The organism is Nocardia sp. SYP-A9097, from assembly GCF_009649815.1.
Lineage (GTDB): Bacteria > Actinomycetota > Actinomycetes > Mycobacteriales > Mycobacteriaceae > Nocardia.
The window spans coordinates 86,564-101,171 of the sequence record NZ_WJIC01000017.1 but is presented as its reverse complement, the minus strand read 5'-3'; the positions used below and the strand labels follow the sequence as shown (position 1 = coordinate 101,171).

Annotated in this window: 12 protein-coding genes; 2 read left to right on the top strand and 10 right to left on the bottom strand. The window is 64.7% G+C overall.

All coding sequences use genetic code 11. The features are described 5' to 3' along the window. Positions 1 to 114 precede the first annotated feature (114 nt). Genes GFY24_RS28275 through GFY24_RS28265 form a run of 3 tightly spaced genes read right to left on the bottom strand, consistent with a single transcriptional unit; the run spans position 115 to position 3,374 of the window. Positions 115 to 1,194, bottom strand: coding sequence for an NAD(P)-dependent oxidoreductase (locus GFY24_RS28275; protein ID WP_153808159.1), 1,080 nt, complete (start codon positions 1,192 to 1,194; stop codon positions 115 to 117). Then, positions 1,191 to 2,822: a GMC family oxidoreductase gene (locus tag GFY24_RS28270; RefSeq protein WP_153808158.1), complete on the bottom strand. Its 1,632-nt coding sequence runs from the start codon at positions 2,820 to 2,822 to the stop codon at positions 1,191 to 1,193. Before GFY24_RS28270 ends, GFY24_RS28275 begins: the two co-directional genes overlap by 4 nt. Positions 2,823 to 2,873: 51 nt before the next feature. Continuing rightward, positions 2,874 to 3,374 (bottom strand): SRPBCC family protein, encoded by a 501-nt coding sequence (locus GFY24_RS28265; RefSeq protein ID WP_375336117.1) that lies wholly within the window; start codon positions 3,372 to 3,374, stop codon positions 2,874 to 2,876. Between the two features lie 295 nt (positions 3,375 to 3,669). Between GFY24_RS28265 and GFY24_RS28260 the strand changes: the two genes are divergently transcribed. Together GFY24_RS28260 and GFY24_RS28255 are read left to right on the top strand one after the other, a co-directional pair. Continuing rightward, entirely contained in the window at positions 3,670 to 5,130 is a 1,461-nt protein-coding gene (locus GFY24_RS28260; protein WP_153808156.1) for an APC family permease, read from the top strand. A gap of 29 nt (positions 5,131 to 5,159) precedes the next feature. After that, positions 5,160 to 6,293 (top strand): mandelate racemase/muconate lactonizing enzyme family protein, encoded by a 1,134-nt coding sequence (locus GFY24_RS28255; RefSeq protein ID WP_153808155.1) that lies wholly within the window; start codon positions 5,160 to 5,162, stop codon positions 6,291 to 6,293. An 80-nt stretch (positions 6,294 to 6,373) separates the two neighbouring features. On the opposite strand, the gene GFY24_RS28250 is transcribed toward GFY24_RS28255, so the two are convergent. The 7 genes from GFY24_RS28250 to GFY24_RS28220 all read right to left on the bottom strand — a co-directional run bounded on the left by GFY24_RS28250 (position 6,374) and on the right by GFY24_RS28220 (position 14,392). Next, positions 6,374 to 7,393, bottom strand: a complete 1,020-nt coding sequence (locus tag GFY24_RS28250) for a DUF3089 domain-containing protein (RefSeq protein WP_153808154.1) — start codon at positions 7,391 to 7,393, stop codon at positions 6,374 to 6,376. 17 nt (positions 7,394 to 7,410) lie between these two features. Then, positions 7,411 to 7,773, bottom strand: coding sequence for a DUF1937 family protein (locus GFY24_RS28245; RefSeq protein WP_153808153.1), 363 nt, complete (start codon positions 7,771 to 7,773; stop codon positions 7,411 to 7,413). Positions 7,774 to 7,815: 42 nt separating this feature from the next. Next, a complete protein-coding gene (locus GFY24_RS28240; RefSeq protein ID WP_153808152.1) occupies positions 7,816 to 8,844 on the bottom strand; it encodes a proline racemase family protein in 1,029 nt (342 codons plus the stop codon). Between the two features lie 191 nt (positions 8,845 to 9,035). Then, positions 9,036 to 9,935, bottom strand: coding sequence for a dihydrodipicolinate synthase family protein (locus tag GFY24_RS28235; RefSeq protein ID WP_153808151.1), 900 nt, complete (start codon positions 9,933 to 9,935; stop codon positions 9,036 to 9,038). Positions 9,936 to 10,132: 197 nt separating this feature from the next. After that, positions 10,133 to 11,521 carry an NAD(P)/FAD-dependent oxidoreductase gene (locus GFY24_RS28230; RefSeq protein ID WP_153808150.1) on the bottom strand — a complete coding sequence of 463 codons (1,389 nt, stop codon included), beginning with the start codon at positions 11,519 to 11,521 and terminating at the stop codon, positions 10,133 to 10,135. Then, the gene (locus GFY24_RS28225) at positions 11,518 to 12,966 is read right to left on the bottom strand and encodes an NAD(P)/FAD-dependent oxidoreductase (protein ID WP_153808149.1); all 1,449 of its coding nucleotides are present in this window, start codon (positions 12,964 to 12,966) and stop codon (positions 11,518 to 11,520) included. The genes GFY24_RS28230 and GFY24_RS28225 overlap by 4 nt, the downstream gene beginning before the upstream one ends. Beyond that, positions 12,953 to 14,392 carry an FGGY family carbohydrate kinase gene (locus tag GFY24_RS28220; RefSeq protein WP_309231442.1) on the bottom strand — a complete coding sequence of 480 codons (1,440 nt, stop codon included), beginning with the start codon at positions 14,390 to 14,392 and terminating at the stop codon, positions 12,953 to 12,955. The genes GFY24_RS28225 and GFY24_RS28220 overlap by 14 nt, the downstream gene beginning before the upstream one ends. Positions 14,393 to 14,608: the final 216 nt, after the last annotated feature.

The window sequence follows — 14,608 nt, the reverse complement described above, 5'->3', positions numbered from 1 at the left end:
ATCCGACGCCGCGCGCGGCGATCCGTATTGACCGCGGCGGCGCCCATCCTCCAGTTGCCAGTCGACTATGTCGTCGATCTCCTCGGAGGTGAGAGGCTCGAGCGAGAATCCCATTCAAGCCCTGTCTGGTTCCGGGTTGCCGAGGCGGCCAGCTATGACCCGCCACGGGTCTGCGAACGGAGTCGAGTCACCACGATAAGGCGACAGACGCTGAAAATACATACGCATCAGCGGCGACACCGCTACCGCCAAATACCGCAATAGCCTTGCCCTGGTGCGGATTTCATCGAGCATGGACGGAAACGAATGGTGCTGAAAACCCAATACCCGCTCGGAGCGGCTCGTATCCATCCAGTCCGTCACGAACCAGTTCTCCCCGCTCTGCGGATCACCGGGCTTGCCCACCGGGACTGCGTTCACGAGCCCTGCGGCAGCGGCGACAGATTTTCCGAGGTCGGATTGCCGAAGCCGGTGCGACGCATCCCCACCGATGAGGAAGACCTCGCGGGCGGAGGGTGTGGACACCGCCGTAGTGAACGCCTCGGCCACATCACGAACATCGACGGTGTGAATCCTGCCATCGGCCGGCAGCGCTGCCTCGAAACAGAGTGTGTCCTTGTCGATGTCGAGTTTCAGCTCATTCGTCAGTACTCCGCCCAGGCGAAGAATGACCCATTCCAGCCCCGACTCACGAACCAGCGCTTCGGCCTCCAACTTGTGGGCACCGTATAGATCCGTCGGGCCGAGCGGTGTTTCGGGCCTGAGCAGGCTCTCGGTGCGATGTGGATTGCGGGGCCCGTACACGGCGACACTCGAGGCGAGGACGAACCGCGGGGGCGTGGACAAACTCGCGGCGGAATTCAGCAGCGTCGCAGTGGCATCGACATTGACCGCACGCGCGAGTCGAGGCCGCCGGTAAGCCGCAGGCGGGATGATCGCGGCCAGATGGATGATCGCTCCGGGACGAACTTCCTTCACCAGGCTCTCGACTTGGTCGGTCACCGTCAGGTCGGCCCACCGCACTTCGACCTGCTCGTTTACCAACGCGGCAGCAGCGCGGCGATTCCCCGGCAGATTCAGATCCGTTGCTACGACACGGAACCCGCGGGCCACGAGCGCGTGCGTGACCGCCGATCCGACGAGCCCGAATGCCCCCGTTACCAGAACTCGGCCGGGCGTCCCTGCGTAAGTCATGACGCGAGAATGAACTCGGCGGCCTTCTCGCCGATCATGTAGGACGGAGCGTTGGTGTTGCCGCCGGTGATGCTGGGCATGATCGAGGCATCGGCCACCCGCAGCCCCTCGATGCCACGCACCCGCAATTGCGGATCGACCACCGCACGCTCGTCCACGCCCATACGGCAGGTACCCACCGGGTGGTAGACCGAGTGGACCCGATTGGGCAGCTCACGACGCAGCGCGGACTCGTCTCGAAAGTCGGGGCCGGGGGTCAATTCCTCGGTGATATCGGGAGCGATCGACCGGTTGGCCATGATCTCGCGAATGATCCGGATGCTCTCGATCAGGAATTCGGTGTCCGCGGGATCGGTCAGGTAACCGGGGTCGATCAACGGCGAAGCTAGCGGATCGATCGAAGCCAGCCGCAGCTCGCCACGACTCCGGGGATAGATCAGCGTCGGGAAGATCGTCAGTGCCGCGCGCCGGTCCACGGTGTACAGCTTGTCCAGGTCCTGGTTGGGCGACGGATAACCCCACGGCAGGACATGGATCTGTAGGTCCGGAATATCCTCGGCGAACGACGTTTTCGCGAAACCGACCAGCTCGAACAAGGTCCGGCCGAACCAGGTGCTACCAGGCTTGGCGAGCTCGCGCACCATCGCCGCGGCCATATGCGAAGGAATCGAACGATGGCGCGCCTGCGCGGTGACGAAGGTCAGCGGCACGAACAGGTGATCATGCAGATTCTGCCCGACCGGCAGGTCCGCATGCACCGGCAGCCCGAGCTCGCGCAGGTGTGTGGCCGGGCCGATGCCCGAGAGCATCAGTAGTTGCGGAGATGCCATCACGCCGGCGGAGACCACGACTTCCTTTGCCGCACGGATGATCCGCCGCTCACCCCGCGCGATCACTTCCACGCCGGTGGCCCGGCCGTGCTCGATCACCACCCGCGTGACATGAGTTCCGGTGCGCACGAACAGGTTCGGACTGGGGCGGTCGGTGAGGTAGCCCCGCGCGGAGCTGTAGCGCAGACCGCCGCGCACGCTCTGCTGGAAAACGCCTACGCCCTCCTGTGATTCGCCGTTGTAGTCGGCGATCTCGGGAACGCCCAGTGTTTCCGAGGCCGCGCCCAGCCACTGCTGTGCGATGGGCGTGAGGTCACGCTGGCGGGTCACCTCGATCGGACCACCCGCACCCCGTAGATCGCTCGCCCCACCCTCCCAGTTCTCCAGGCGCTTGAACGCGGGCAGCACATCGGCATAGCTCCATCCGCTGCAACCCTCAGCGGCCCAGCGGTCGTAGTTGGCACGGTTGCCACGCACGAACAACATGCCGTTGACCGAGCTCGAGCCGCCCAGCACCTTGCCTCGCGTCATCGGGATCGCACGATCGTTGGCGTGCTTCTGCGGAACCGAGTACTGCTTCCACGTCAACCGCTTCTTCAACCCGGGAACGGTGTGCACCATGGCGATCGAGCCTGGTACCGAGACCAGCCGCGTATTGTCCTTTCGCCCGGCCTCCAACAGGATCACACTGGCACCGGACTCGGCGAGCCGACTGGCCACGATGGCACCGGCGCTGCCGGCACCCACCACCACGTAGTCGGCCTCGACGGGATCTGATTTGCGGATGGAACGAGACATACCCAACTACCTCTGTTGTCGTTCAATACGATTCGGGCGACTGCGGCATCCTCATACCGTGGTGCTCGCATATCGCTGATCGGTGAGTGCGCGCAGGTTGCGCAGGAATCGCCGAAAAGCCAGGTTCATCAGCGGGCGCGCGAGCCGAATGGATATGTTCGTCGGCGCGTTTCCACTCATCGCCAGCGTCCAGGTCAACCTGCATCCACCGGGTGTGGGAACGATGCGGTAGTCCTCGGCGAACGCGGTGATCCCACTGGTCCCGCTCTCGTTGAACCGAAAGGCCAAGTGCGTGTTCGGTTCCCAGGCCAGGAACTCCTCGTTGCCGACCATCCCCGCGCGCATGTGCACCGTGCGGGTCGTGCCGACTCCACGCGGTTCCGGGCTGGTCCAGGTCACCGCGGTGATCACCGACGCCCACCGCGGCCACGCCGAGGCATCGGCCAGGACCTCGAACACCTGCTCGGGAGTGACGTTCAGCTCGACGCTGTTGGCAAAACGGTGCGGCGCTCTCTCCACGAACGTGGTGTCGACCGACTGGCACGGGTGCAGCGTGGACATCGGAGTCCTTCCTGAATTCTTCTCTCGGCAAAGCCCGCACAGCCGTGCGCACCTGCGCGACCATTCGAAATGGACAGCTGTCCGGACAGTACTACTAACATATGGACAGAACAAGGTCTAGAGACGATCGGGAGTGGCCCTCTACCGCGATCCCCCGTTATGCGAAGTTGCGAATATTGCCAACCGAGTTGACAGTTCACCCCAGCGGGAGAATTGTCGACAATCTTCAATAAACTATCTCGGGATCAGCTTATACACGCTGTCGCCCCTGTAAACGAGGTTCCCCATGGCCACTACATCAGACGCCACCACTCCAGAACCCAGAGAACACGCTCCCGGCAGCGATGAGGCGCTGCTGGAGAAAATGGGCTACAAGCAGGAGTTGAGCCGGTCCCTCGGCTTCTTCTCGTCCTTCGGTATCCAGTTCTCCTCCATCGCGATCGCCTCATCCACGTTCACGACCCTCATCGTCGGACTCGGATTCTTCGGACCGGCCTCGTTCTGGTCGTTCGTGATCGGCGGAGCACTGCAGGTGTTCACTGTGGGATTGGCTGTCGCGCAGCTGGTTTCGGCCTATCCACTCGCGGGCGGGGTGTATCAGATCACGGGGCGCATCACCGGTCGACCGTGGCTGGCCTGGCAAACCGGCTGGCTCCTGGTGATCGCGCACGCGGTATCGGTGACCGCGGTGTCGGTCAGCATGGCCCCCTTCCTGGCCAGCTGGTTCGGCATAACACTGGACTCGAATATGCAGACCGCTGCGTGGGCCTCGGGAATCATGGTGTTCGTCACCTTGTTCAACATCGCCGGTGTCAAGGTGGCCGCGCTGCTGAACAACATCGGCGTGATCGCCGAGATAGTCGTTGTCCTGCTGATTATCGGTAGCCTCTTGGTGGTCAAACATCCCACCCAGCCGCTGAGCTTCCTGAACAACACCGGGGGAACAGTTCTCGGCGGCCATTGGTGGGGGCCGGCGTTGTTCGCGATGATTCTGCCCGCCTACCTGATCTCGAGCTTCGACGCCACCGGCAATGCGTCCGAGGAGACCCAGGGCGCGAACAAGATGGCGCCGATGTCTTCGGTGGTGGCCAATGTCTCGGCTTACCTGGCCGGTGCATTCATGATCGCTTTGGTCTTCTTGGCCATCCAGGATCTTCCCGCGGTAATGGGCAGCGCGGTCCCGTTCAAGGACATACTCGACACCGCACTCGGCCGAACCTTCTCCACCGTCATCGAGGCAGTCGCCATTGTGGCGCTGCTTGCGGCCATCGCCATGTTGCAGCTGACCGGAATCCGCGTGCTGTGGTCGCAATCGCGCGACGGGCAAATGCCCGCCGCGCCATGGATGCGGAAGGTCAGTCGGCAGCAGATTCCGATCAACGCGACCCTCACGATGCTGGTCGCCTCGCTGCTGATCGGCCTGTGGTCTTCACTGCTTTCGGTGCTCGCCGCGATGACGGCGCTGGCGTGGGCGTTCGCCTACACGGTCGTGGTGGTCGTCGGGCTCTGGGCGCTCGCGAAGAAGAAGCTGCCCGAACATCCTTGGCATTACGGCAAATTCAGTGTGGTCATCTTCGTTCTCGCCGTGATCTGGTCGTTCGTGATCTGCGGCGTCCTGGTGGCTTCCGATCCCGTGCACGTCGGGCTGGGCCTGGTCGGGGTGATCGCCGCCGGTTGTGTTGTCTACCTGTGCATTCCCGCGAGCCGACGCGGACGATCACGGGACACCGCACCGGGTCATGTGTAGTCAGCGACAACGAACAGGAGAACAGCGATATGAAGCTGCAAAGCATCGCGTGCTATTCGGTGGACATCCCGGCAACAGGCGGCTCGTATGTGATGTCACACGGGCGCGACCTGGCCGCATTCCCGGCCACCATCGTCAAGGTCACTGCGGACAATGGCCTCACCGGCTGGGGAGAAGCGGGAACGCTCGGCAGTAACTATCTGAACGGCTTTCCCGCCAGCGTCCGCGAAACCATCGCGGAGCTCGCACCTTTCGTGTTGTCCTGCGATCCGATGGAGGCGGGCGTTCTCGTCGACGGAATGGACGCCCAGTTGATCGGACACCTACCGGGCAAGGCAGCCATCGACACCGCGCTGTGGGACCTCCGGGGCAAGGCCCTCGGCCTACCGGTGGCCGCCCTCCTCGGCGGCGTCAAACAGCGCCGACTCGGCGCTTTCCAGGCCATCAGTCTGGCCAGCCCACAACATATGGCCGACGAAGCGCTTTCCCACGCCGAGTTGGGTTTCCGACGATTTCAACTGAAGCTCGGCGAAGATCCGATCACCGATGCCGCACGCACCCGGGCCGTCGCAGAAGCGGTGCACGGCATTTCGGAGTTCATGACCAGCGACGCCAATCGCGGGTGGACCGTAGGGCAGGCCAAACGGTACCTACAGGCGGTCGGCGACATCGACACCTATGTCGAGCAACCTTGCGCGACCATGACCGAACTCGCCCACCTCGCCCACCTCAGCCGACTTCCGCTGATGCTGGACGAAAGCGGGCAAACCTGTGAAGATGTGCTGACCGCACAGCGTCTCGGCGTCGCCGACGGTCTCAACCTCAAAATCACTCGGGTCGGCGGTCTCACCAAGGCCGCCCGCATCCGCGATTTGGCCGCGGCCACCGGCATTTCCATTCTGGTCGACGAACCTCAGGGGGCCGATCTGGCTACGGGGACCATGGCACAATTGGCCGCAACCATCGACCCGCGCGGCTTCCTCGGAGTCTCCTACTTCATGGGCGACCATATGACGCTGTCCTATCAAAAGGACCGGGGCGCGACGGGTCCCACCTTCGAAGCGGGAGCCGTCGTCCTCGGCGAGGATCCCGGACTAGGCGTCTTGGTCGATGAAACCCTTTTCGGCGAGCCGATTTTCGTGCTGACCACCAAGGACCTTTGATCCATTTCGCCCGGTCCGGGCAGCAGGGTGGGACCTGGAATGCACTGATAGGTCCCACCCTTCGAGGACGGTGGCACCTATCAGTGCAGGTAGGTCGCGGTCTGGCCGGCCACCAGATCCACCAGATCCCGCTGTGCGAGTTCGAAGTCGAGCCGATGCAGTCCCCAGGTGTCATTCGGGAGAGCGGGCAGTAGTGCAGCGCCAGGTCCGGAGACCATCAGCACGTGCGGTCCATCACCGCCGGTGCACTGCGCACTGAACCCGCCGGAGGCATTGCCGACGCCGATGCCGTGGAGCGAGGCCTGGAGATTGTCGTGCAGCGAGGCCGGATTGGTGCACAGCACCTCGTAATCGGGTCCGTACGGGGGGTTCCCACGGACGGTCGAATCATCCGGGACCTGCGGCGAAACACCAAAGGCTGTATCGGACGGCGGCGTTTTCGAGAAGGACGAGTACGCGATGACGCAGCCGATCTGGCCCGGATCTGTACACGCCGGAACGGACGAGAAATCGCCGCCGACCATCGAACCCTTCCGGACCAGCACGTCGCCGCCCAGCAGCACCGCCGAAACCAATTGCGACTGCACGGGTTTCCCATCGATCCGATTGTGGATCAGCGTCCGGAGCATTCGGGCGCCCTGCGAATGCCCGATGAGCACCACGCCGCGTCCGTTGTTGTGGTGGGCCAGGTAGTCGTCCCAGGCGTGTTCGACGTCCTGGTATGCGAGGTCTGCCGCGGTGCTGCGGTCCTGCGCTGATGCGGAGAACCAGGTGCGCAGCGTCGCCTGCCGGTACACCGGAGCCCACACATTGCAGTCCGTGCCGAAGGGTCCGGCCTGCGCCCGCGCCACTTCCCGCAACTCCAGCGAGGCGTCGAAGTTCGCGTTCGCGGTCTGCTGCCAGGAAGCGGTGGGATAGACATAGAAGCAGTCGACGGGCGCGCCCGAGCGGCCGCCGCACGGGTCACCGACTCGGCCGGGGCCGCACAGCCAGGCGCTGGTCGGTTCGGTCGCTGCGGTAGGACCGGTGATCGCGCAACCCGCGACGACCGCGAGCACCGCGCTGCACCAGAGCACCGAAATCAGGATACGGATGGTCAACACGGAACCCGAGCGGCTTACGCCCGTTCCTCGAAATCCCTATGGACGTCTGACCACAGGGATACCGCGCGTCCTCGGGACCCGAAGAACTCGATTTCGCGTTTGATGCCCGAACTCTGATCCCACCCGGGAACATCCAGGACGATCAACTCGTCCATCATCTCCATGAATACCGCATCGATCGGAGCCCAGAGCTTACCGACGACCGCGGACTCCTCCCCCAATGCCTCATTGATCGGATGCGACATCGACACCTGGCTGAAAACGGCGTGGCCGGAGCGCACGATCGTCGCGGCAACCTCGTTGCACTGCAGGAAACGTACGTACACGATCGCCGGATCGGAATTGCTGTAAGGACAGGCTAGGAAGATCTTTCTCATACCGCTTTCGATTTCATCATGAGACGACTGCCATGGCGGATATCAATTCGGCCAGGTGTCGGAGAGGGTGTATCCGGTCGGGAAGGGGTCGGCGGGATCCAGGCCGACCTGACTCAGTTCGGTGATATAGGCCTGTCCGCTCACCCGTGGGACAACGGCCGGATAGTCACCTACCCTCGTGTCACGGACGATCGAACTGGTGAATCGGCTGCCGATGATGGACTCGTGCACGAACTGCTCGCCGATCGCGATCTCACCCCTGGCCGAAAGCACCGCCAAACGGGCGGAAGTTCCTGTCCCACAAGGTGATCGGTCCAGTCGTCCAGGGGATACGACCACCGCGTTGCGGGCGGTCAGCACACCGTCGACACGGGACAGCGGACCCGTGAACTCGGTCTGGGTGATACCGGCGAACTCCGGGTTCTCCGGATGTACGACCGGTATCTGTTCAGCGGCTGCGGTTTTCAGCTTTTGGCCGAGACCGCAGATGTCACGACCCTCATCGGGGGTGAGTGCCAGCCCGAACTGGCGGGCGTCGGCCAGGGCATAGGCCATGCCACCCCAGGCGACGTCGACGGTGATCGTGCCGTATCCGGCGAGCTCCAACGGCACATCGAGGTGGTAGGCGAAGGCCGGCTGATTCTCCAACTCGACGCTGGTCACCTTGCCGTTCTCACAGGTGCATCGAATCTTGATCAGTCCGGCCGGTGACTCCAGCACCAAATCGGTGACCGGCTCGACCATTTCAATCATGCCGGTCTCCAGCAACGCGGTCGCCACACACATCGTATTGCTGCCCGACATCACCGGATACTCGGCCGATTCGGCGATGACATAGCCCAGCTGCGCATCCGGATGTGTCGCCGGGACAATGAAGTTCACGCAATGCGTCACCGAGCCGCGCGGCTCATGGAGCAGCAATTGCCGGAGGTTGTCACGGTGATCCCGGAAGTAGCGCATCTTTTCGAAGACCGTCGCGCCGGGCACGTCCCCGATGCCGCCGGTGACCACATTGTTGATCTCGCCCCCGACATGGCATTTGACGACATTGACGACCCGGCTCCAACGCATTGCATTCCTCCGTTGCTGAGTGTGCTTGTCACGGACTTGCGATGTCATGACGATCCCGCACGGGCAGCGGCGCGTTGTCGCCGGGTGCGCCGAGGGAAATAGGATGAGGCCGACGGGGAGACGATGGCCCGCCGGCCTCGGCACGGATCTGCTCTCAGGAACTACCGCACAGATCCGTGCAGTTCAGGGGCTCAGCTCGCCGAGTAGTTCAGTCCACTCTCGGCGATGAGCTTGGTCAGTTCGTCCTTCTTCTCGGCGGGCAGCTCGCCGTACGGCGCGCGCGGGACGCCGAGATCGACGCCGACCGCGGCGGCAGCCGCCTTGGTCGAGACCGCGTAGCCCTCCTTACCGAGGAAGTCCAAGACGTTCCACAGCCGCTTGAAGATCACCAGTGCCTCGCCGTGCCGTCCGGCCTTCGCCAGCTCGTAGATGGCGACGCATTCCTTCGGCGCGAAATTCGGTGCGCCCCAAATGGATCCGGCGGCACCGGCGGCGAAGGCGGGCAGCACGATGGTGTCCCAGCCGACGAAGGTCTCGATCGCGTCACCGAGATTGAAGATCAGGTCGAAAGCCTGCTCGATGGAGCCCGAGGTGTCCTTCACGTACTTGACCGCGTCGGTCCGTTCCAGCAGTTCACGGTAGAAGGGGCGGTCGTAGTTCACCCCGGTGATACCCGGCAGGTTGTAGGCGATCACCGGCACGCCAGCGGCCGCGCCGACGGTCGCGAAGTACTCGATGATCTCCGGCCGGGTCGGCGGCTCGTAGAACGGCTGGACCAACAGCACGGCGTCCGCACCCGCGTCGGCGGCGTGCTTGGACAGCTCCACCGCTTCGGCGGTCGAGGTGGAACCGGTCTGCGGTGCGACGGGTACCCGCCCGGCCGCCTGTTCGATGACGACCTCGTTGACGCGCTTGCGCTCGGCGAGGGTCAGGGCCGCGAATTCGCCGGTGCTGCCGCCGGGAACCAGGCCGTGCAGGCCGTTTTCGATCAGGAAATCGACGTGGTTGCGCAATGCGCCCTCATCGACCGATCCGTCTGCGGCGAAAGGAGTCGATACGGCGGCGAGAATGCCGCCCAGCTTCTTGGTCATGGGAATTCTCTCTGTTGACGATGGAATCGGCCGCAAGCTGACAGGCCACCCGGTCGAGCGTGGAGATGCTCGCTGATTCGACAGTAACACTTTTGCATATTGTCGACAATAGTCTGGTCGACTTTAATCGGGAGTGGCCGATTCGATCCCCTCACAGATCGAGTCGGCCACAGTCATCGGGCTTGAACGACGGTGCGTCAGCGATAACTGCTGGGGTGCAGCGTGATCTGGCCGAGGGCGAGTGACGACAATCCACGCTCCGCGGACTCACGCCAACTCGGGACGGAACCCGGCGTCCCCGAATCCGCCGAAGCCTCAGCTATGCCGATGGTGACCGGCCCGCGCGACACATCGAGCCGGTCCAAGATCGACCAGGGCACCCGGAACACCCGCCCGGGCGTCGCCGGCCAGGCCACTCGCCGCGCGGCGACGATCGTCCCCTGCTGTGCCAGGGTCACCGTCGGAAACCTCACGAACTCATCGGTCCACAGCAGTAGGCGGTGGCGGGGCGGGGCGGGGTCGGTAGGACGGACCAAACCCGGTGCGGCCCAACGAAACGGCGGCGCGGCCAGAATCCGGAGTGTCCCGTCGTCCTGCGCCGGGAACGGCGCGCCATTCAGGTACTCCGCCACTCGGTCCGCGACGAAGGTGCCGTCCAACGCGGCGATATCGGCGGTATCGACAGGATGCAGTGTGTTGCCCGCGGCGAAGACGCCGGATTGGCTGGTGCGCAGAGCGGTATCCACCAGTGGCCCATTGGTGGCCGGGTCGAGCTCGATTCCGGCAGAACGGGCCAATTCGTGATCGGGGATCCAGTCGCCGGTGAAAATCACTGTGTCACAATCGATCACGCGCCGGATACCGGTATCGAGGTCTTCGATCTCGACGCCTTCGACACTACCGCGCCCGATCACCCGCACCACCCGGGTACGGGTGGCCACCGGAACCCGCAGAAAAGCCCGCCCGGCGATATTGAACGCGCCGTAGGACTCCGGTGCAGGGTACTGGCTGGTCATCATGACCGGCCGACATCCGGCGTGCCGCAGGGTGAGCACCGCCGACCAGCTCACCAGTTCGGCACCGACGATGACAGCGCGGCGTCCGACCTCGCGGTGCTGCAAATGCACCATCTGCTGAAGCTGACCGGTGGTGTACACACCGGCCGGGCGATCGCCGGGGATCAGCCGGGCCGGTCGGGCACGCTCTCGCGCACCGGTCGCCAGGACTACCGAATGAGCCGCTATCCGCAGCAATCCGTTTGGCGTCGTGACGTCGAGCGATCGGTCGTCGTTTATCGCCGTCACCGTTGCTTCGGTGAGAATGCTCGCCCCGGCGAACTCCGCTTCCGCGACAAGTCTTGCCGCGTACGCGGGCCCGCTGATGAAGGTGTGCATGTCGCGAATCCCGTACCCCGGGTGCGCGCAGTGGCGTGGCACGCCCCCGGCCCGGGCCTCCCGGTCGAGCACCAGCACCTGTCGAGAGTGTTTGTCGCACAGGCGTTTCGCGGCCGCCAATCCGGCCGGGCCCGCTCCGATGATGGCGACGTCGGTGGCGATGACGGTGCGGGTGGAATCGGTGGCGGTCAACGTACGGACTCCTTGCTCGTAGTTGCGGTGCCGGCCGTCGCAGTCACGGCCGCCCGTCCGGCGCACGGATGCTGTTCGACGATCGCGGTGACCTCCGCGCCGCAGAAGAACCCTTGGCAGCGGCCGTTCATCGCGCGCGTGCGACGGCGCAGCCCGTCCAGATCCGTTGGGGGAATGGTCGATTCGTAGGCATCGCGGATCTCGCCGGCGGTAACCCGCTCGCAGAAGCAGACGATCTTGCCGTACCGACTGTCCCGGGCGATCAGTTCACCGTCCTGGTAGGGCCGGGTGAACGCCTCGCCGATATTCGGCATGCGAGGAGGGGCGGGCAGCTCGGCCCGTCGGGGTCCCAGCGCACCGGTCAGCAGGTTCTCGACATATTCGGCGACCGCCAGTCCGGAGGTCAGTCCGGTGGAGCGGATGCCACCCACGAGTACGTACCGCCGATCCGCGTCCACCTCGATCAGATAGTCCGGATGATCGATGGCCGCCCGCAATCCCGCGTACATGGCGGTGACCTCTTCGCGCATCAGCGCGGGCATGAGCTTGGCGCCCTTGCCGAGCAGGAATTCCACGCCCGTGTCCGAGGTGCCGGTGGCATTGCGATCGGTCAGATCCTCCGCCGTCGGGCCGAGCATGACATTGCCGTAGATGGTCGGGCTGACCAGCACGCCCTTACCCAGCGCGGTCGGTACCGGAAGCACGATCCGGTTCACCAGCGGCCGGGCGAGCTTGTCGAAGACGAACAGTTCACCCCGGCGCGGGGTGACGTGGAAACGGGCGAATCCGAACGCGTTGTCGAGGTAGTCCGCGCCCAAACCCGCCGCGTTGACTACCCAGCGGGCGCTGATCGGTCCGTCGGAGGTGTGCAGTACGGTCCGGGAATCCTCGACCGTGACGGCCTCGACCCGGCGGTTCGTATGCAGGCTCACCCCGCGTCGTACGGCATCGGTGGCCAGCGCCAGATTCGTTGTCCACGTGCAGATGATCGATTCATCGGGCACCGTGAGGCCGCCGAGCGCGCCCGGACCGAGTGCGGGGACCGCATCGTAAACCGCTGCGGCATCGACGATTTCGCAGCCGTGGTATTCATTGCGAATGGCCTTGTCCCGCAGTCCCGGCAGGGCCGCCAGCTCTTCGTCGGTCCAGGCGACCAGCAGGGCTCCGGTGCGCTCGATCGGAATACCGGTGTGGCCGGCGTACTCCGACAGCAATTCGTAGCCACGCCGCACCAGCCGCGATTCCAGGGTTCCCGGTTTGGCGTCGAAGCCGGTGTGCAGGATCGCGGTATTCGCTTTGCTGGTGCCGTCACCGACATCGCCGCGCGCTTCGATCAGGGCGATCTTCAGGTCGTAGGCCGCCAGCGCGCGTGCGATGGCGGACCCCACGATCCCGGCCCCGACGACCGCGAAGTCGTAATCGGCTGCTGAGCTAGGAACGGACATCGTGCACTCCTCTCGGAAGGTTCGCCTCGGCAGCGGCCCTCCACTGTTCACGGAACTCGGTCGCGCGCTCGCGTGACCAGCGCGGTTCGTGGACGCGGGCGGGCGCCCGCGGTCCGAGGGCCTCCTCGATCGATATCGACGGCTCCCATGCCACTCGCGCGCACGCCGCGGCGCCCAGCGCGGTGGCGTGCACGCTCGGATAGACCTCCACCGGCAACCCGGTCAGGTCGGCGGTGGCCTGCATCAGCCGCTCCGACGCTGTCAAACCGCCGTCGACCCGCAGGCTCGACAGCGGATGCCCCAGATCGAAGATGGTGGCATCGACCAGCTCGGCGGTCTGGGCCGCGATACCCTCGAGCACCGCCGCGATCAACTGCCCGCGTCCCGTGGACAGCGTCATGCCGGTGAACGAAGCCGTCGCATCACTGCGCCACCAGGGCGCGGCCAACCCGGCGAAGGCCGGCACACATTTCGCACCGGCGGAGTCCGCGGCCGCGAGAGAATCCAATTCCCTTGGGCCGGAGATCAATCCGAGATCCTGCAGCCAGCGGACAGCCGAGGCTGCCGTATAGACCTGCCCGTCCAAGCAGTACCCCGTGCTCTTACGGATGGTCGATGCGACCGAGGAGGTCAGACCGACACCGGAACGCACCGGCACCGCACCGGTATGCGCGAGCAGGAAGACACCTGTGCCGAACGTACATTTGGCGGTGCCGGCCGTCAGACAATGCTGGGCCAGCAGCGACGCCTGTTGATCAACGATGAGGCCGCCGACCGCCATCGACGCGCCGAAGGCATCGGTGCTGCCCACAATCGTGTCGTTGTCGACGATCTCCGGCATATCCTCGCCCCCGAGTCCGAAGAGCTCCAGCAGTTCCGCATCCCAGCCGCCGTCGTCCAGATCGGCGAGCAGCGAACGACTCGCCGTGGTGCGGTCGGTGACGAAAGCCCCGGTGAGCTGGTGCACGATCCAGCTGTCGGTGGTGGTGACCACGCCCCGGCGAGTGATGTTGTCCCGCAACCAACTCATCTTCGGTGCGGAGAAATACGAGTCGAGCACCAGACCGGTGCGCTGTTCGATCCGACGCCGATCAGGCGCGAGGGCAAGGCACTGCGGGTCGGCTCGGCGGTCCTGCCACACGATGACAGGACTCAGCGGCCGCCCGCTCTCGCGATCCCATGCCAGGACCGACTCACCCTGGTTGGCCACGGATACCGCGGACACGGGCGTACCCGCCTGGGCGATCGCCCGACGCCCGGTCTCCAGCACCGAGTCCAGCAACGCCGCCGGATCCTGCTCAACTCCGCCACCGTCGAAATAGTCTGGGCGCAGCGGAGTTTCGGCAATGGACAGTAGTTGGCCGTCGTCCGCGACGACCAATGCCTTGGTCCCCGAGGTGCCTTGATCAATCGCCAGGACGGCCACTGGGTTCTCCTTTCATCAGTTCCGGCAGCGGCTCATATCGCACGGTGTGGTCCTGGATCCGCCAGACCTCCACGCCGCCGTTGTAAAGGTCGATCAGCCAACAGAGGCCGCGCCGGGACGGGACGGTCGTTGTGATCCGCCCCCAAGCCGAAACCCGGCCCGACCCCCGTTCGACCCGCCGGATCCACTCGCCGACCTGGAGAGGGCGGACGATCT